17 protein-coding genes are annotated in these 18,839 nt (G+C 57.3%); 13 read left to right on the forward strand and 4 right to left on the reverse strand.

Going from position 1 to position 18,839, the window contains the following annotated elements; translation table 11 throughout:
* The first annotated feature begins 175 nt into the window (after positions 1-175).
* The 3 genes from AC2FGB_RS08575 to rpsD all read left to right on the forward strand — a co-directional run bounded on the left by AC2FGB_RS08575 (position 176) and on the right by rpsD (position 2,803).
* A complete protein-coding gene (locus tag AC2FGB_RS08575) occupies positions 176-1,183 on the forward strand; it encodes a helix-turn-helix domain-containing protein (RefSeq protein WP_496689488.1) in 1,008 nt (335 codons plus the stop codon).
* A 282-nt stretch (positions 1,184-1,465) separates the two neighbouring features.
* Positions 1,466-1,969 (forward strand): hypothetical protein, encoded by a 504-nt coding sequence (locus AC2FGB_RS08580; protein WP_282027585.1) that lies wholly within the window; start codon positions 1,466-1,468, stop codon positions 1,967-1,969.
* A 213-nt stretch (positions 1,970-2,182) separates the two neighbouring features.
* Positions 2,183-2,803: a 30S ribosomal protein S4 gene (rpsD, locus tag AC2FGB_RS08585; protein ID WP_058279997.1), complete on the forward strand. Its 621-nt coding sequence runs from the start codon at positions 2,183-2,185 to the stop codon at positions 2,801-2,803.
* A 129-nt stretch (positions 2,804-2,932) separates the two neighbouring features.
* On the opposite strand, the gene AC2FGB_RS08590 is transcribed toward rpsD, so the two are convergent.
* Complete coding sequence (locus AC2FGB_RS08590) at positions 2,933-3,394, reverse strand: Lrp/AsnC family transcriptional regulator (RefSeq protein ID WP_142636466.1); 462 nt, start codon at positions 3,392-3,394, stop codon at positions 2,933-2,935.
* Positions 3,395-3,497: 103 nt separating this feature from the next.
* Between AC2FGB_RS08590 and AC2FGB_RS08595 the strand changes: the two genes are divergently transcribed.
* The 4 genes from AC2FGB_RS08595 to AC2FGB_RS08610 all read left to right on the forward strand — a co-directional run bounded on the left by AC2FGB_RS08595 (position 3,498) and on the right by AC2FGB_RS08610 (position 7,697).
* Complete coding sequence (locus AC2FGB_RS08595) at positions 3,498-4,913, forward strand: aminotransferase class V-fold PLP-dependent enzyme (protein ID WP_282027584.1); 1,416 nt, start codon at positions 3,498-3,500, stop codon at positions 4,911-4,913.
* Positions 4,914-4,978: 65 nt separating this feature from the next.
* On the forward strand, positions 4,979-6,064 hold the full coding sequence (gene hisC / locus AC2FGB_RS08600; protein WP_496677614.1) for a histidinol-phosphate transaminase: 1,086 nt from the start codon (positions 4,979-4,981) through the stop codon (positions 6,062-6,064).
* A complete protein-coding gene (locus AC2FGB_RS08605; RefSeq protein WP_496677616.1) occupies positions 6,061-6,981 on the forward strand; it encodes a prephenate/arogenate dehydrogenase family protein in 921 nt (306 codons plus the stop codon). The genes hisC and AC2FGB_RS08605 overlap by 4 nt, the downstream gene beginning before the upstream one ends.
* Positions 6,978-7,697, forward strand: coding sequence for an extensin-like domain-containing protein (locus AC2FGB_RS08610; RefSeq protein WP_282027583.1), 720 nt, complete (start codon positions 6,978-6,980; stop codon positions 7,695-7,697). Before AC2FGB_RS08605 ends, AC2FGB_RS08610 begins: the two co-directional genes overlap by 4 nt.
* Here AC2FGB_RS08610 and AC2FGB_RS08615 read toward each other — a convergent pair.
* Positions 7,694-8,695, reverse strand: a complete 1,002-nt coding sequence (locus AC2FGB_RS08615) for a DUF2125 domain-containing protein (RefSeq protein ID WP_142636475.1) — start codon at positions 8,693-8,695, stop codon at positions 7,694-7,696. The genes AC2FGB_RS08610 and AC2FGB_RS08615 overlap by 4 nt on opposite strands.
* Positions 8,696-8,762: 67 nt before the next feature.
* Between AC2FGB_RS08615 and AC2FGB_RS08620 the strand changes: the two genes are divergently transcribed.
* The 3 genes from AC2FGB_RS08620 (at position 8,763) to AC2FGB_RS08630 (ending at position 12,227) form a co-directional block, all read left to right on the forward strand.
* Positions 8,763-9,293 (forward strand): gamma-glutamylcyclotransferase, encoded by a 531-nt coding sequence (locus AC2FGB_RS08620; RefSeq protein WP_142636477.1) that lies wholly within the window; start codon positions 8,763-8,765, stop codon positions 9,291-9,293.
* 69 nt (positions 9,294-9,362) lie between these two features.
* Positions 9,363-10,544, forward strand: a complete 1,182-nt coding sequence (locus AC2FGB_RS08625; RefSeq protein ID WP_496693894.1) for a biopolymer transporter ExbB — start codon at positions 9,363-9,365, stop codon at positions 10,542-10,544.
* Between the two features lie 3 nt (positions 10,545-10,547).
* Positions 10,548-12,227 (forward strand): peptidoglycan -binding protein, encoded by a 1,680-nt coding sequence (locus AC2FGB_RS08630; RefSeq protein WP_496693893.1) that lies wholly within the window; start codon positions 10,548-10,550, stop codon positions 12,225-12,227.
* 137 nt (positions 12,228-12,364) lie between these two features.
* On the opposite strand, the gene clpA is transcribed toward AC2FGB_RS08630, so the two are convergent.
* Both clpA and gloB read right to left on the reverse strand, forming a co-directional pair.
* Complete coding sequence (gene clpA / locus AC2FGB_RS08635; protein WP_496693892.1) at positions 12,365-14,689, reverse strand: ATP-dependent Clp protease ATP-binding subunit ClpA; 2,325 nt, start codon at positions 14,687-14,689, stop codon at positions 12,365-12,367.
* A 174-nt stretch (positions 14,690-14,863) separates the two neighbouring features.
* On the reverse strand, positions 14,864-15,631 hold the full coding sequence (gene gloB, locus AC2FGB_RS08640) for a hydroxyacylglutathione hydrolase (protein WP_271949161.1): 768 nt from the start codon (positions 15,629-15,631) through the stop codon (positions 14,864-14,866).
* Positions 15,632-15,692: 61 nt separating this feature from the next.
* Here gloB and AC2FGB_RS08645 point away from each other — a divergent pair, with 61 nt between their 5' ends.
* From AC2FGB_RS08645 to atpA, 3 genes are all read left to right on the forward strand, one after another.
* Positions 15,693-16,427, forward strand: coding sequence for a class I SAM-dependent methyltransferase (locus tag AC2FGB_RS08645; RefSeq protein ID WP_281972650.1), 735 nt, complete (start codon positions 15,693-15,695; stop codon positions 16,425-16,427).
* A 310-nt stretch (positions 16,428-16,737) separates the two neighbouring features.
* Positions 16,738-17,298: a F0F1 ATP synthase subunit delta gene (locus AC2FGB_RS08650; RefSeq protein ID WP_142636489.1), complete on the forward strand. Its 561-nt coding sequence runs from the start codon at positions 16,738-16,740 to the stop codon at positions 17,296-17,298.
* Entirely contained in the window at positions 17,299-18,837 is a 1,539-nt protein-coding gene (gene atpA / locus AC2FGB_RS08655) for a F0F1 ATP synthase subunit alpha (RefSeq protein WP_282027582.1), read from the forward strand.
* The last annotated feature ends 2 nt before the right edge of the window (positions 18,838-18,839 follow it).

Genomic DNA, 18,839 nt, shown 5'->3' on the forward strand with positions numbered 1-18,839 from the left:
TCGACAACGCATACGGCGACCGAAACCTCATCTGCACATGCCCACCAATGGACGCTTACGAAGAAGCCGCAGAGTAAACAGACGACAACCAGATCAGCCCCCGCACTGGCCAGGGGCTGATCCATCCTGGGTCATATGCCTTTGCCTGTGGCCCAGGCATTTCAGCGGGGGAGACATGAAGCATTGCATCTTCGAAAATGACCTAGCCTATCTGGCTGAGCCAACCTCTGCTGCCTTCGTGCGAACCCACAACATCGATGTGATCGTGCGCGATAGTAGTGCATTTGCCTCGGCCGAGATGATCAGGGAATTTTATCGTGCCCTGAGCGATCTGACCGGCGACCATTCCTATGTCGTTAATCTGCGTTTGGCTGGTGCGGGGTCTGTAGGAGGACCGCAGTACTGGACCGGAAGAGCGGCTGTTTTCTGGGGCGATTTTTCGGATTGTTGGACGTTGTCCGACGCCGAAAGAACATGGGTCTCACAAGTTCTGAATCTTTCGCCACGGACCGTTCTTGTCGGTGGTGCCGTGCTTTTGCTGGCCCAGATTAGATTGTCGGAAAAAACAGTCGCGGCCATTCACCCCAACTTCGATGCAGCAGCGCGTGAAGCAGGTTTGACCAACTGTGGTACAGGCACATATCTGGCGGCGCGCGGGCGCACGCATAGCGCGACGACACGTCTGAGTACGCTGCGTTTGTTGGCGGATTTTGTTTCGTTGGACCATGGTGAGAACATGGCAGATAACCTGCGCGGGTTTATCGGCCTGTCCGAACCCAAGCGGGACTGCGAAAGCCAGCTTGCCAATCGCTTGATCCATCGTGCGGGCGGGGATCACCTGGTTATGTCAGCGGTTGAGGCAATGCTGAACCATGTCGAAGAGCCACTCAGGATCACGGACCTTTCGAACATGGTTGGCACTTCAACCCGGCAGCTTCAGAGACGGTTTCTGAACAAGACGGGGGCAAAGCTATTGACCACATACCGAGAATTGCGTCTGGAACGTGCGCATAGCCTGCTGCGGTTTACGGATTTGCCACAAATCGAGATTGCCACCGCCACAGGGTTTTCGTCTAAAACGTCACTGAAACGTGCTTTTCGAGACCAGTACAAGACAATGCCGGAAGATATCCGCAGCCTCCGCTTTTCCGGTGGAATGGCGGATCGGGGGCTGGTGAACTGACGGCTCGTGCAGTATGCCGATTAGGGCGCACGCATTTGAAATCTAAATCCGCTGTGATCGGCGAATCGAAAAAAGCCTGATCAGACCGAATGCAGGGCAGACCGACATTCGGGCTCAGTATGATCCTTTAAGTCTTTGAAACGCGGGTTTCTGCATCCGGATTCTGATTCTGTTCTGCAACATTCTCGTGATTGCTGCAATTCCGTCCCTTTTCTGCCGGAATCGTCACTGATAAACCCTTGGCCATCGGGCAGTGATTTGTTGAGGGGTACGGGCGGTAAAATGAATACCGGGGTAAACGGTCGTGTTGCCATTTCATGGTCGCAGACAGAGATTGATGGACTAGAGGCGGCACCTCTGGCATTTTTAAATGTAGGGTCGGCCTGGTCCTGGCGCGGTCAGGCATCGATGCTAGCAGGCAGCGCTGAAGTTGTCGGGCGTAAAAACGCATTTGCATCAGGTACAATCGGGCGCGTTATTTCTGCCACGACTTTTTCGGATAATGTCGTCGGAACGCTCGAGCTTATGAACGGGGCGCAACGGTTTTCAGCGTTACTGGTCGTTTCCGATGATGATGAAAGCCCGTCGCTGGTGTTTGAAAGCGGCTGTCCTTCACGCGATCAGGAATTCTGGATCAGCGCATATACTCAGATCAAGCATCAGAGTGGTGAAGTTGCAGAGCAGGACGGAACTGTCGTCGCGTTTCATCGCAAGGCCACTCAGTTCCAGTACACTGGTGTCGCGAACCTACGCGCAACTGTAAACGGTGCCACTTTAGCGGACTAAATCCCGTTAGTGGTGCCGTCTTTGAATCGAATTTCAGAAAGGTTCGGTTCCTTCCGTTCGGCATGTTGACTCTGCCAGCGCTGCGGATATAAGCGCGGCTTCATTGGTGTTGGTGGCCCCCGCAAGGGGAGGCCTGTCATGAGGGAAACCTCAAGAGGACAACGCCCTTCATAGTGGCCTATCAGGGCCTCGACCTTAAGAAGGAGATCAGCCGTGACCAAACGCACGTCTGCCAAGTACAAAATCGACCGCCGGATGGGCGAAAACATCTGGGGTCGTCCGAAATCCCCGGTCAACCGTCGTGAATACGGCCCTGGTCAGCACGGTCAGCGCCGGAAAGGCAAACTGTCTGACTTCGGTCTGCAGCTGCGCGCCAAGCAGAAGCTGAAGGGCTACTATGGCGACCTGACCGAAAAGCAGTTCCGCCGCATCTATGCCGAAGCTGTTCGTGTCAACGGCGATACCGGTGAAAACCTGATTGGTCTGCTGGAACGCCGTCTGGACGCCGTCGTCTATCGCGCCAAATTCGTCGCGACCGTGTTCGCCGCGCGTCAGTTCGTGAACCACGGCCACGTCACAGTGAACGGCAAGCGGGTCAACATCCCCAGCTACCGTGTCAAAGAAGGCGACGTCATCGAAGTACGTGACAAGTCCAAGCAACTGGCCGTTGTTCTTGAAGCTGCTGCTCTGGCCGAGCGTGACGTTCCTGATTACATCGACGCCGACCACTCGAAAATGACCGCGACTTTCGTGCGCGCACCGGGTCTGGGCGATGTGCCTTACCCTGTCATGATGGAACCGAACCTGGTTGTCGAATTCTACGCGAAGAACTAATCTTCGCCGAAATCGAAATTCGAAAGGCCGCGCGGTTGCGCGGCCTTTTTCGTTTTAGGGGGCTCTGCCCCCAATCACGATCAGCCGCGATGCCCCCCGAGCAATTTTTTTGGCCAAATAAAGAGCGGATCAGATTGGCAAGGGTCGTCCTTCTGCAATTGCCTCCATCGCGAAATATGAAGTTACGCTGTCCAGCTCGACTTTTTCGATGAGGCGTTGATAGACCTTGTCGTACGAAGCCATATCCTGCGTAACAACCTTGAGCTGATAGTCGTAGTCGCCGCCAATGCGGTGGAAGTCCACGACCTCTGGTATCGTCAGAACATGCCTGCGAAAGGCCTGTAACCACTCGGCCGAGTGGTGCCGCGTACGAAGCATGACGAAGACCACAAGGCTCAGCCCTAGTTTTTCGCGCGCGATTTGCGCCGTCGATCCGATGATGACGCCCTGATCATTCAGGGCCTTCAGCCGACGCCAGCAGGCGTTTTGCGACAGCCCGATGCGGTCGGCCAGTTCACGTTGGGACAGCGTAGCGTCGGTTTGCAGTTCACGCAGCAGGCGGTGGTCAATATGATCTAGATTTTTGGACATTCAAAATCATATGACACAAGATTTATGAATACCATCTAAAAATATGCATTATATACACAACACATATCAATCATATTTGTTGGGAAACTTCGGAGTCCGTATAATGACACTTTCCCAATTTCGTTCTGACATTGAAGCTGCTGTTCGTAGCGACACGTTGCGCGATGGCTTAATCGGCGAGAATGTAATGATCCCGGGGCTGCGCGGGGACATACCTTTGGTTTACGCGGATTATGTCGCGTCGGGTCGCGCATTGAAGCAGGTCGAGGATTTTGTGGCCGCGCATGTGTTGCCGTTTTATGCCAACAGCCACACCGAGGCGTCTTATTGCGGGGCCTACATGACCCGACTGCGCCGCGAGGCCCGTGCGGAAATCTCCCGGATTGTTGGCGCCGGGGAAAATGATGCGGTGATCTTTACGGGATCGGGCGCTACAGCGGGTCTCAACCGGCTGGTCAATCTGTTGGGGATCGAGGCTGCTGCACGACCAGTGGTAATGATCGGCCCATATGAGCACCATTCGAACATCCTGCCGTGGCGGGAAAGCAAAGCGCTGGTGATTGAAATCCCCGAAGCACCCGAAGGGGGTGTCGATCTGTCGGCTTTAGAGCGTGCCTTGGTTGAAAACGCGGATGCGGATCTGATCGTCGGATCATTTTCGGCCGCTTCGAATGTGACGGGCATAATCACTGATCCCGACCCGGTTACGCGGCTGCTCAAGGCTAATGGCGCTGTAGCGGTTTGGGATTATGCGGGCGGTGGGCCTTATCTGCCAATGGAAATGGGCCCGGCGGATGCGCGCAAGGATGCGATCGTGGTCTCTCCTCATAAATTTGCCGGTGGGCCCGGCGCGTCTGGTGTATTGATCGTCAATCAAAACGTTGTGCAGCGCACATGCCCCAGCTGGCCCGGTGGTGGCACTGTGAGTTTCGTGTCCCCTTGGGGGCATGACTACAGCGCCGATCTTGCAACGCGCGAAGAGGCGGGAACGCCGAATGTCATAGGCGACATCCGTGCCGCGTTGGCTTTCATGGTCAAAGATGCAGTTGGCGCAGACGAAATCGCAAGGCGCGAGGCGCTTTACAACCAGATGGCATTGGAAGGGTGGGGAGATAACCCAGGTCTGACCTTGTTGGGCGCGGACAATCCACATCGGTTGCCGATTTTTTCCTTTCTTGTTCATGACAGTAAAGGTCAGCCGGTGCACCAGCAGTTATTCACCCGGATGCTGAGTGATGTTTATGGCATTCAAGCCCGGGGTGGGTGTGCTTGTGCCGGGCCCTATGCCCATCGGTTGCTGGGTATTGATCGTGCAGCCTCGGAGCAGTTGCATGCGGCGCTTGGTGCTGGAGAAGAGTTGAAAAAACCCGGTTGGGTGCGTCTGAACTTTTCATATCTGATGTCCCAAGAGACTGTCCGCTTCATCATCGACAGCGTCAATGACCTGTCCCGGCGGACCGAAGAGTTTACTCCCTTTTACGACGCCGACCCGGCGACAGCCCGCTTCAAGGCGGCATAAGGGAATTGCCGCTTTTCTCAACGCTTTGAGACGGGTATGAGGGGCTTCTAAATACGGAGCCTCTTATGACCCAGATCACCCCTCAACCCGGCATTATGGACATCGCGCTTTATCAGGGCGGCCAGTCGAAGGTGGCGGGGGTCGACCATGTGATCAAGTTGAGCTCGAACGAAAACCCCTTTGGCCCCAGCCCCAAAGCGATCGAGGCAGTACGGGACAGTGCGGCCACCCTGAATCGGTATCCCAGTACAGATCACGCCAGTCTGCGTAAGGCCATTGGCGAACGCCACGGGCTGGACCCAGCGCGCATTATCTGCGGCGTGGGCAGTGACGAGGTGCTGCAATTCGTGGCACAGGCTTATGCCGGTTCGGGGGATGAGGTTATCTATACCGAACACGGATTTTCGATGTACCCGATCATCGCTCGGATGGCGGGGGCAACTCCGGTGATGGTGCCTGAAACCGATCGTCACGTGGATGTGGACAACATTCTTGCCGCTGTGACTGACCAGACCCGGATCGTGTTCGTGACCAATCCGGGCAATCCGACATCGACCATGATCCCCGAGGCTGATCTTATCCGACTGGCCGAAAGCTTGCCGCAGACTTGTCTGATGGTGATTGATGGCGCCTATGCCGAGTTTGTCGAAGGGTTCGACGGAGGCCGCGCTCTGGTGGATCGGTTCGAGAATGTGATCATGACGCGGACCTTTTCCAAGATCTATGGACTGGGCGGGATGCGGGTCGGTTGGGGCTATGCGGCGCAAGAGATCATTGATGTGCTGAACCGGGTGCGCCAGCCCTTCAACCTGTCGCTGACTGCGTTGGCCGCTGCCGAAGCCGCCATAAAGGACGAAGAGTACCTGACCTTTTGCCACAGCGAAAATGCACGCTTGCGGGTTTGGCTTTCGGCCCAGTTGTCCAAAATCGGCGTATCTTCGGATGCGTCCAGCACCAATTTTATTCTCGCCCGCTTTAAGGATCAGGCCGAGGCCGAAGCGTGCGACGATTACCTCAAGACACAGGGTTTGATCGTGCGCCGCGTCGCGGGATATAACCTGCCAAATGCTCTTCGGATCACGGTTGGGGACGAGGAGGCTTGTCGCCGTGTCGTTGCGGCCATAACCGCTTTCAAAGGGGGCGCCGCATGAGCCAGGTATATGACCGCGTTGCGCTGATCGGTTTGGGCCTGATCGCATCGTCGATGTTCTGGGCGATTAAACGTGCTGGATTGGCCGCCGAAGTAACCGGCTATGCCCGGTCCGAGGCCACGCGCGACACCGCGCGCAAGATTGGCCTATGCGACCGGATCTGTGACACCGCGCAAGAGGCCGTTGAGGGTGCAGACCTTGTGGTTCTGTGCGTGCCTGTTGGCGCGATGGGTGCGGTAGCGCAGGAGATTGCGCCTGCCCTGAAGTCGGGCGCGACCGTGTCAGATGTGGGTTCGGTAAAGCGACACGTCATTCAGGATGTCTCACCTCACATCCCGCAGGATGTTCATTTCATTCCCGCGCATCCGCTGGCCGGGACCGAGCATTCCGGCCCTGAATCCGGATTTGCCGAGCTGTTCGATAATCGGTGGTGCCTTTTGGTGCCGGTAGAGGGCTCGGACCCGGAGGCCGTTGCGCGACTACGCTCGTTGTGGACGGGTTTGGGTTCGAATGTTGATGAGATGGATGCCGATCACCATGATCTGGTTCTTGCAGTGACATCCCATGCGCCACACCTTATCGCCTATACGATGGTCGGCGTAGCGGATGATCTGCGCCGTGTGACCGATAGCGAGGTCATCAAATACTCGGCCGCGGGCTTTCGGGATTTCACCCGGATCGCGGCCTCGGACCCGACTATGTGGCGCGATGTGTTTCTGACTAACAAGGATGCGACGCTAGAGATATTGGGGCGTTTCACCGAAGAACTGTTTGCGCTGCAGCGGGCCATTCGTACAGGTGACGGCGATCAGCTGTTCGATTATTTCACGCGCACACGTGCGATCCGGCGCGGGATCATTGATGCCGGGCAGGATACGGATGCCCCGGATTTCGGTCGCGGGAAAACCAACCCATGAGGCGCGGCTGGAGCGTTCTGTCGATTGGGTGGTTGGTACTTGGTGCCACAATGGGGAATGCAACGCCATCTGAACACCGGTTGACCCCCGATGACCAACCGGTTCTGGCCTTTGCCGCTCCGGTCGGGATGCAGCCAGAGTTGCAACCGAATACGCTGGTACAGCAGGTGCTGTTCAAAAAGCGTAAGCTGCGCAAAACATCGGTCTGCGGGAATATCGAAATTCAGGGCAAGCCGGTGGGTAATGTTCCCGGCAAGATCAAAGCCTGCGGGATCAAGGAAGCGGTACAGATCACCTCAGTTTCTGGTGTGGCGCTTAGCCGTCCGTCCACCATGGATTGCGGCACAGCAATTGCGCTGAACCAATGGGTCGAGAAAAGCGTGAAGCCCACCTTCAAAAGGCGCGGTCCCGTTGTCGAACTGCAGGTCGCGGCCCACTACGCATGCCGAACGCGCAACAACCGCAAGGGTGCGCGGATATCGGAACACGGTAAGGGCCGGGCCATAGACATATCAGGTTTCAAGATGGCGAATGGCGAGGTTGTGACCGTTCTGAACGGTTGGCGCAAGAACCCGTCAAAGAAGCAACTGACCAAGATCTGGCGCGCCGCCTGCGGGCCGTTCGGAACGGTACTTGGCCCGAATGCGGACCGGTATCACCGGGATCATTTTCACTTGGACACAGCCCGGTATCGCCGTGGCCCGTACTGCCGTTAACGCAGGATCAACCGCGGGGCCGGACCAAGGGGTAGCGGGCCAAGCGCCACATAGCCCTCACGGAAGTTCAACTGCAGATCCAGCGAATCGGGATTGCCCCCCAAGCCAGCCATGAATTTCAGGGCACGTGTCACAGGGTCTACCGCCTGATCGGGCAGGGCCCCTGCGGCGTTGGCCATGGCAACCATCTCACGCCAATTTTCGGCCTTGATCGAAATCTCTCCGGTAGGAATACCCTGATCGTCTACGTCCAGCTCTCCGGCAGCGAACAGGCGCAATGCACCCCATTTCATCTCAGCCAGACGCAGGTCGATCCGGGTGGGCTGAGGTCGGCTTTGTTCCAGTGCAGATCGATCCCACGGTTTGTCAAAGGTGGCGACCATATCCATTTCCAGCGCATCGAATGTCTGGGGCAGTGTGGTGGCGGAATGCATCATGGCGCGCAGATCATCGCCGGGGGAAAAGCCATCGATCCGCGCGCTGATCGCATAGGCTTGAGGATTTTCGGTTTGCTCCATCACCAGACCAAGCGTGGTTCCCGCTGCTAGCAAATCAGCATCATTGGCAACGGACCATGGTCCGGCAGTCAGAGACATTTTCTCTAGCACCAGCGCGACACCAGGTTGCAACTGCAGCTCGGCCTGCAGGTCAGCTGCAACGATGGTCGACGTTTGATCGAAATAGGACAGCAGCTGCGGCGTTTCCGCGAAACGCAGAACCTGTCGACCCGGCCAGATCGCGGGGCTTTGGAATTCGATCCAGTCGGCGCTCCAGGCGGTGCCGTTGACCGGGTCGGCCAGAGCGGGGCTGTTCAGTCGGGTGACGTGGTTGAATGGATAGCCTGCTGTGGCTACGTCCGAAAAATCGGCCAGCCAGCCTCTTTCTTGTTGGTTGTCGAACCAAGTTGTGATCGCGTTGCGCAATCCATATCCGGCGACGAACCAATAGGCGCTCCAGATCGCAGTGATGAAAATGACTACTCGTATTAGCCCGCGCATTGCTAATGGCCCTTTTTCCCGCCTTGAAATTGATGTTTATAGGCGCAAACGGGCAAGGACCAGTGCTATGACGATGTGGGTTTTCGGATATGGGTCGCTGCTGTGGAATCCCGGCTTTCCCGTGTCCCGCAGCGAACGCGCAACCCTGAATGGATATGCGCGGTCTTTCTGCATGAGTTCGATTCATCACCGCGGAACCGAAGAGAAACCCGGCCTTGTTCTGGCGTTGGATGAACAGCGTGACACCCTGTGCAAAGGTCTGGCCCTCGCCGTCGAGGCAGGCCACGAAGAGCGTACCTTGCATGAACTGCGCGAGCGCGAGCTGATCTCGTCGGCCTATGTCGAAAAGATGCTTGATGTGCATTTGGAAACGGACGAGGTCGTAACGGCTGTCACCTATGTTATCGACGCAGATCACGTGCAGTATTGCGGGGGCATGCCGTTGGAAGACCAGGCGCAGATCATTGCCCATGCTGTCGGCGGGCGCGGTCCAAATACCGAATACCTTTATAACACAGCTGAACATCTGACCGAGATTGGTCTGCGTGATCCCGATCTTGAGTGGTTAGCGCAACGGGTGCGAAGCATTACCTCATAAACCCTTGGCGTCACCGGCAGATTTTCGGTAGATTCGCGTCAGAGCAGAAAAGAACCGGGAAAAACGCGCATGGCGCAGGCACAACAGGGCGCGAGACCGCATTTCTCGCAACCCATTCGTCAGATCGTAACGATGCTTGTGGCGATCGGCCTGGCTGGTATGGGCATCTTCATGGCGCTGCCTTACGTTTTGCCGGTTTTCTATGCAAACCCGTATCTGAACGGTTTTATCCTTCTGGTATTTTTCGTCGGCGTAGTTGCCTGTTTTTATCAGGTGACACAGTTGATCGGTTCGGTGCGCTGGATCGAGTCCTTCGTTGGTGGCGTTGTTCATGAGGACGCGCGCACGCCTCAGCTTTTGGCACCGCTGGCGTCGCTGCTGCGGGACCGGGGTGCGCGGTCGCAGATCAGTTCCAGTTCGACCCGGTCTATTTTGGATTCGGTGGCCGAACGGGTCGAGGAAGAGCGTGAGATCACGCGTTATATCACCAATGTTCTGATCTATCTTGGGCTTTTGGGAACGTTTTTTGGCTTGGCCACGACGGTCCCCGCTATTGTCGACACGATCCGCAGTCTCAATCCGCAGGATGGCGAAGAAGGGCTGGCCGTGTTCAATCGCCTGATGGTTGGCCTTGAAACCCAACTGCAGGGAATGGGCGTGGCCTTTGGGTCTTCGTTGCTGGGCCTTGCCGGATCGCTGATTGTGGGGTTGCTGGAACTGTTCGCGGGCCACGGGCAGAACCGGTTTTATCGAGAGCTCGAAGAATGGTTGTCCTCGATCACCCGTGTCGGCTTTGCAGCAGGCGATGACGGCAGCAGCACCGAACTGGCGGTTCTGACACCGGTTCTGGATGCAATGTCCGAACAGATGAACGCCCTGCAGGACTTGTTTTCGGCGCAGGAAACCGACCGGGCCGAGCTGTCGGGCAAGCTGGGGCATCTTGTCGGCGCAATCGGAGATATGAACCAGCGTCAGTCTGAGACCGAGAATGTCACCGCTGCGCTGGAACGTGTCGCACTGGGGCAGGACGCTCTGCTGGATCATCTGCGGGAACAGGGGACCAGCGAAGGAATAGACGCAGAAAGCCGCATGCGCCTGCGCTCGATGGATGTTCAGTTGCTGCGTATCCTCGAAGAAATTTCTGCAGGCCGCCAAGAAAGCATGAGCGAGCTGCGCAAGGACATCGAACTGTTGGTCAAAGCTCTTACATTGCCCCGAGGCGCCGTTCGAACCGCTCCGGAAGGAGAGTAATCCATGGCTCTGTCCCGTCGCACAGGTCAGCGGTTTCAGGGGTCGGTCTGGCCGGGTTTCGTGGATGCGATGACCGGGCTGTTGATGGTGCTGACCTTTGTGTTGACCATCTTCATGGTGGTGCAATTCGTGCTGCGCGAGACGATTTCGGGGCAAGAGGATGAACTGACCGCCCTGTCCGGCGAAGTGGCGGCCCTTGCGGGTGCGCTTGGGTTGGAAGAACGGGAAAACAGCCGCCTTCAGGCCCGGTTAGGGGCGCTGAATGCGACCCTGACGCAGGCCGAGGAAGATCTGGCGCAGGCGGAAACCAGGATCACGTCATTCGAAGCACAGGTCGCATCTCTGTTGGCCGATCAGGAGCGGTCGCTGGGGGTTATCGCCTCACTGGAATCTGAGCGTTCGGAATTGCTGAATGAACAAGAGGCCCTGAACCTGGCCCTTGCCCAAAGCCGTGCCGAGGTCGATGCCCAGGCCGAGGCCGCCCGGCTTGATGCTGCCCGCCGCGAAGCGCTTGAAGCGTTGGTGGCGGATCTGGAACAAAATGAGGCCGCGCAGGCCGCATTGGTCACCGAGCTTGAAGGCCAGCTTGACGCCGAAGAGGCCGCGCGCCTGGCCGAAGCTGCGGCTGCCGAAAACCTGCGCAATCGTCTGCAGGACGCGGATGCGGAACTGACCGCTATGACGCTGGCTCTGGAAGCGCAACGCAAGCAAGCCGAAGAAACCCTGACCCTGTTGGCCGCTGCGCAAGCTGCCAAGGCTGAGCTCGAGCGGCAATTTGGTGAACTTGATAGTCAGGAGTTGCAGGCCCAGCTGCAAGCGGCATTGGCCGCCCAAACCGACGCTCTGACAGCGGAGCAGATACAGCGTACATTGGCCGAAGAACGCGCAGCCTTGCTGGCCGTTGCGCGTGAGGCAATCTCTGCCGAGAAAGCCGTTTCAGCAAAGGCGCAGCGTCAGACTGCCTTGCTAAACCAGCAGATGGCAGCCCTGCGCGAGCAGTTGGGTGGATTGCAGGCCTTGCTGGACGATTACGAAGACCGCAACGCCGCCGCTGATATTCGTATTCAAACATTGGGTCAGGATCTGAACGCCGCACTCGCCCGCGCCGCCTCGGAAGAGCGTCGCCGCCGTTTGTTGGAAGAGGCCGAGCGCGCCCGGCTTGAGGCCGAGGCCGAAGCCCTTTCGGGCCAGAACCAAGAACTTACGGCGCAGGCCGAGGATCTTCAGCGATATCGCTCTGAATTTTTCGGCCGGTTGCGCGATGTGCTGGGTAATCAGGAAGGCGTTCGGATCGAAGGCGATCGGTTTGTGTTCTCGTCCGAAGTACTGTTCGATACAGGATCAGCAGTGCTGTCGCCCAAGGGTCAGCTTGAGATCGCCAAGGTGGCCAATATACTGCGCAGTGTCGCGGCTGAAATTCCCGAAGGCCTGAACTGGGTTATTCGCGTTGACGGCCATACCGACAATGTCCCGCTGGCCGGAACTGGCCGCTATCGGGACAACTGGGAGCTTAGCCAGGGACGCGCCTTGTCGGTTGTCCGTTATATGGTCGATGCGTTGGGTATTCCACCGCAACGTCTGGCGGCCAATGGCTTTGGTGAATTCCAACCCTTCAACCCCGCAAACACCCCAGAAGCGCGCGCTCAGAATCGCCGGATCGAATTGAAGCTGACAGAGCGCTGATTGCAGCAAGGAAGGCCCATTGTCAGAGTTGGGTGGTTTTCCGGGCGCCCCTGAGATTTTCTTTTGAGACAGGTGACTCGGCTCGGGCAAGAAAAAAGCCCGGCGTAGAAGCCGGGCTTTGATTTGATGCGCTGCTTTTAATCTGCAGTCAGAAGCGGGGGTTTGTCGCCAGGGATGCGCGGTTGATCGGGGCCAAAAATGTCCAGATCCAGCTCTCCCTTCTTGACCGAGACACGAACGACACCGCCCTTGGCCAGCTTGCCGAACAGCAGCTCCTCGGCCAGAGGTTTCTTGATGTGTTCCTGAATGACGCGTCCCAATGGGCGTGCGCCCATCTTGTCGTCATAGCCTTTGTCGGCCAGCCATTCGGCGGCTTTTGGCGTCAGGTCGATGGTCACATTGCGGTCCAGTAGCTGTGCTTCAAGCTGCAGCACGAACTTCTCGACCACCTGCAGGATGACCTCTTTCGGCAGCGGCGCGAAGGAAATGACAGCATCCAGACGGTTGCGGAATTCCGGTGTGAACATACGTTCGATCGCGGCGGTATCCTCACCTTCGCGGCGGTCGCGGGCAAAGCCGATGGCCGCCTTTGCCTGTTCTTGCGCCCCTGCATTCGAGGTCATGATCAGCACCACGTTGCGGAAGTTCACCGTGCGACCATTGTGGTCGGTCAGCTCTCCGTGGTCCATCACTTGCAGCAGGATGTTGAACACGTCCGGGTGGGCTTTTTCAATCTCATCCAGCAGCAGAACGCAATGCGGATGCTGGTCGACGCCATCAGTCAGCAAACCGCCTTGGTCGAACCCGACATAGCCCGGAGGCGCACCGATCAGGCGGCTGACCGCGTGTTTCTCCATGTATTCCGACATATCAAAACGCAGCAGTTCCACTCCCAGCGTATCCGCCAGCTGTTTCGCGACTTCGGTCTTTCCCACACCGGTTGGGCCAGCAAACAGATAGTTGCCGATGGGCTTTTCCGGCTCGCGCAGACCGGCGCGCGCCAGTTTGATGGCGCTGGACAGCGCCTCAATCGCCACGTCTTGTCCGAAGACCACCCGTTTGAGCGACTTTTCAAGGTCTTTCAGAACCTCGGCATCGTCCTTGGTGACGTTCTTGGGTGGAATGCGGGCGATCTTGGCAACAACGGCCTCAATCTCTTTGACGCCGATGGTCTTGCGGCGCTTGCTTTCAGCAACTAGATGCTGGGCTGCACCGGCTTCGTCAATCACGTCGATCGCCTTGTCGGGCAGCTTGCGGTCATTGATGTAGCGTGCTGACAACTCGACCGCGGTTTTAATCGCGTCGGCTGTATATTTGATCTCGTGATGCTTTTCGAAATAGGGCTTCAGACCGCGCAGGATTTTTACGCTGTCCTCGACCGAAGGTTCGTTCACGTCAATCTTCTGGAACCGGCGGCTGAGCGCGCGATCCTTTTCGAAATGCTGGCGAAACTCTTTGTAGGTGGTCGAACCCATAGTGCGCAGTTTTCCACCCTGAAGGGCCGGTTTCAGCAGGTTCGAGGCATCCATTGCCCCGCCCGAGGTGGCACCGGCACCGATGACGGTGTGGATTTCATCAATGAACAGAACCGCGTCTGGGTGATCCTCAAGCTCGGTCACGACCGCTTTCAGGCGTTCTTCGAAATCACCGCGATAGCGGGTGCCCGCCAGCAATGCACCCATATCCAGCGAATAGATGGTGGTTTCTGACAGGACATCGGGGGCCTCGCCAGAGATGATCTTAAATGCCAGTCCCTCTGCGATTGCGGTTTTGCCAACGCCCGGATCACCGACTAGAAGCGGGTTGTTCTTGCGCCGGCGGCATAACACCTGAATGCAGCGCTCAACCTCATCAGCACGACCGATCAGCGGGTCGATATCGCCCGCGCGCGATTTCGCGTTCAGGTCGATGCAGTATTTCCCCAGCGCGCTTTCTTTTTGCTCGCCATCGGCAGTGCTGGCCGGAGATTCCTCTTCCGCCTGATCCGCGCCCGATACCGAACGGCTTTCGCCGTAGGCCGGGTCCTTGGCCACACCATGGGCGATGAAATTCACCGCATCGTACCGGGTCATATCCTGTTCCTGCAGGAAATAGGCTGCGTTGCTTTCGCGTTCGGCAAAGATTGCGACCAGAACATTCGCCCCGGTCACTTCGGTCCGGCCCGAACTTTGAACATGGATCGCAGCGCGCTGGATCACACGTTGGAAAGCGGCTGTCGGTACAGCCTCGGACCCGTCAATATCGGTGACAAGGTTCGAAAGGTCTTCGTCGATGAATTCCACCAGAGTGCTGCGCAACTCGTCAAGATCGACGCTGCAGGCTTTCATCACGCGGATCGCATCGGGCTCTTCCAACAATGCCAGAAGCAGATGCTCCAGCGTTGCGAATTCATGTCGCCGTTCATTCGCAGCCGCCAGGGCCGCGTGGATGGCTTGTTCTAGTGTGCTCGAGAATGAAGGCACGCGGGTGCTCCTCTGTCTTGGGTCAGAAGGGGGCGGGCTGAAGGCCGGATCCCCATCCCAACCATGTCCTCATACTATTAGAGTTTGGTTGATCGGAGCCCGGCTTCAAGGGTTTTCTTGCTCTTGACAGTCACATTTGTTGTGACCGTGGCTGTGAAGTAGGTGAAATAGGTATCAAAACCGATCTTTTCTAGCCCTGATTTCAGCAAAAATTTTGGCTGGTTCGGCGCCTGCCATACCCAGATGCGCCTGAATCGCCGGGTCAGCAGCGCGCAGGAAGGGGTTAGTGGCCTTTTCCAACGCCAGAGTGGAGGGAACCGTAGGCTGTTGGGCGGCTCGGGTGCTGTCAATTTCTGCGACGCGTTTCTGCAGCGCAGAATTTCCTGGATCGACGGTGAGAGCGAATTTGGCGTTGGACTGCGTGTATTCGTGCCCTGAACAAACCAGCGTGTCATCCGGCAAGGCGCTCAGTTTACACAGCGATTCCCACATCTGCGGTGCGGTGCCTTCAAACAGGCGTCCACAACCCATTGCCATCAGGCTGTCGGCGGTAAAGACCACCGCGCTTTGCGGCATGTGAAAGGCGATATGACCAAGAGTATGCCCCGAAACGTCCAGAACAAGGACGGGTTCCCCGCCGATTTCAAAACTGTCGCCGTCATTGACCTGTTGATCCAAGGGTGGCAGGCGATGTGCGTCGGCTGCCGCGCCGATCACCGTCGCCGGGTGCTGTTCCAAAATGGCCGGCAACCCGTCGACATGGTCGAAATGGTGATGCGTGAGCAACACATGAGACAAGCCCCAGCCACGTCGTTCCAGTTCTGACAGAATCGGGCCGCTTTCAGGCGCGTCGATTAATGCGGTGTTGCCGCTAACCGCGTCATGCGCCAGAAATGCGTAGTTATCGCTGAGACATGGGATGGTGACGATCTCAAGAGGCATGGCCTTTTGCCCTTTCGTTGCTAGACTGCGCTCAGCTAATCCGATTGGCCAGGTGTCCGCAATGCATCTTGATGTGCAGGATCTGAGGAATTTCTACTACCGCAGCACTCTTGGTCGTGCAGCGCAGGCGGCCATTCGTGGGCGAATGATTGATCTGTGGCCCGAGGCCAAGGGTCAAACCGTCGTAGGGTTTGGCTTTGCTGTGCCGTTGTTGCGGCCCTACCTGAAAGATGCGCGCCGCGTCATCGGGCTGATGCCCGGGCCGCAGGGGGTGATGCCCTGGCCTGCGGGAATGCCCAACGTATCTGTTTTGACGGAAGAGACCTTGTGGCCGATTGAAACGGGTCATGTGGACAAGCTGGTGGTGATGCATGGGCTTGAAACGTCACAACGTCCCGCCGAATTGCTGGCGGAATGCTGGCGTGTGCTTGGTCCCGGTGGACGGGCGCTTTTTATCGTACCGAACCGTGCGGGGCTGTGGTCACGGACCGATCGAACGCCATTTGGATTCGGGCGCCCTTATTCTGCCTCGCAGTTGGAAAGTCAGCTTAGAGCGCATCACTTTATGACGGATAACTATCGTTCCGCCTTGTATTTGCCTCCGTCCTTCCGTCGGTTCTGGTTGAAATCCGGCAGCCTGATAGAGAAAACTGGCCAGCGTTTGCCGACGATCATGGCAGGCGGCGTTCTGATGGTTGAGGCGACAAAGCAAATCAGACCGCCCAGCGGAACCGTCACCAAAGCGACAGGGCGCCGTCAGATCAAGGCGCTGGATGGCCTGCTCAAGCCAGCCTAGCGCAACGCCTGTACTAGCTTCCATCATAACGCCGAAACACGCGAAAATGGCTGCAGGAATCGCAAAACCTTGCGGTTTGGTAACATTTTTCACCCTCATCAGCCGTATAAAAGGGTCGCACCCAAGCTAAGTATCTGAAATAGAACGCTTTGTGGATAAGGTGCCCATGGTGATAATATGTTGCTAGCTGGGTTTACCTCTGCTACATCCCCGTTGATTTTGATCCCCGGCCTTATGGACGGGGTTTCTTCACGCCCCCGGGTAGCTGCCGCAACGCGAATTCGGGGCCCAAAATATCGGAAGGGTGGACGTGTCCGAACCAGCTTCGATTTCCACAGGCATCGCCGAGCGCTATGCCACAGCGATTTTTGAGATCGCTAAAGAGAATAAAGACCTCGCAGGTCTGGAAACCGGAATCAACGATCTGGCAGCAGCATTGGGCGACAGTGCCGATCTGCGCGACCTGATCGCCTCGCCTCTGGTTTCGCGCGCTGAACAAGAAGGCGCGATTACAGCGATTGCCGACAAGATGGGTCTGAACGCCATCCTGCGCAACACGCTGGGTTTGATGGCGCAGAAACGCCGTCTGTTCGTTGTGCCGCAACTGGTGCAGGTTCTGCGCGACATGCTGGCCGAAGAGCGTGGCGAAGTGACCGCCGATGTCGCCTCGGCCAAGGCGCTGACTAAGACACAGATGGATAAACTGTCCAAAACGCTGTCCGAGCGTGTGGGCAAGACCGTGACAATAAATGCGACCGTTGATGAAAGCCTCATCGGCGGTCTTGTCGTTAAAGTGGGCTCGAAGATGATCGACAGCTCGATCCGCTCCAAGCTCAACTCCCTACAGAATGCAATGAAAGAGGTCGGATAAATGGGAATCCAAGCTGCAGAGATTTCTGCAATCCTGAAGGACCAGATCAAGAATTTTGGTCAGGAAGCCGAAGTGGCCGAAATCGGTCGCGTGCTGAGCGTCGGTGACGGGATTGCCCGTGTATACGGCCTGGACAATGTGCAAGCCGGTGAGATGGTCGAATTCCCCGGTGGCATCATGGGCATGGCGCTGAACCTGGAAAGCGACAACGTCGGTGTTGTTATCTTTGGTTCTGACCGTGACATCAAAGAAGGTGACACTGTTAAGCGCACCAACTCGATCGTGGACGTGCCAATCGGCAACGGTCTGCTGGGTCGTGTTGTTGACGGCCTGGGCAACCCGCTGGACGGCAAGGGCCCGATCGAATCCACCGAGCGCGGCGTTGCAGACGTCAAAGCGCCGGGCATCATCCCGCGTAAATCGGTTCACGAGCCGATGGCAACCGGCCTGAAATCGGTCGACGCGATGATCCCGATTGGCCGTGGCCAGCGAGAGTTGATCATTGGTGACCGTCAGACCGGTAAAACTGCCGTTGCTCTGGACGCGATCCTGAACCAGAAAGTGTACAACGAAGCAGCAGGCGACGACGAGTCCAAGAAGCTGTACTGCGTTTATGTGGCCATCGGCCAAAAGCGTTCGACCGTTGCTCAGCTGGTGAAGAAACTGGAAGAATCCGGTGCGATTGAATATTCGATTGTTGTGGCCGCAACCGCGTCCGACCCGGCGCCGATGCAGTTCCTGGCACCTTATGCCGCGACCGCGATGGCCGAATTCTTCCGTGACAATGGCCGCCATGCGCTGATCATCTATGATGACCTGTCGAAACAGGCCGTGTCCTATCGTCAGATGTCGCTGCTGCTGCGTCGTCCGCCCGGACGTGAAGCCTATCCTGGCGACGTTTTCTACCTCCACTCCCGCCTGCTGGAGCGTTCGGCGAAGTTGAACGAAGATTTTGGCGCGGGCTCGCTGACGGCTCTGCCGGTTATCGAAACCCAGGGTGGCGACGTTTCGGCGTTTATTCCGACCAACGTGATCTCGATCACCGACGGCCAGATCTTCCTGGAAACCGAGCTGTTCTATCAGGGTATCCGTCCTGCTGTGAACACCGGTCTGTCGGTTTCGCGTGTGGGCTCCTCGGCTCAAACCAACTCGATGAAGTCGGTTGCCGGCCCGGTTAAGCTGGAACTGGCTCAGTACCGTGAAATGGCTGCCTTCGCGCAGTTCGGTTCCGACCTTGACGCCGCAACCCAGCAGCTGCTGAACCGTGGTGCGCGTCTGACCGAGCTGATGAAACAGCCGCAGTACTCACCGCTGACCAACGCTGAAATCGTTTGCGTCATCTTCGCCGGAACCAACGGTTACCTCGACAAGATCGACGTATCCGAAGTTGGCCGCTATGAAGCTGGTCTGCTAGCGCATCTGCGTGGCAAGCACGCGGATCTGCTTCAGTGGATCACGGACGAAGATCCCAAGATCAAGGGTGATGCTTCCGACAAGATCAAGGCTGCGCTGGACGAATACGCCGCAACCTTCGCTTAAGG

This window comes from Ruegeria sp. CDSC021 (assembly GCF_059610845.1).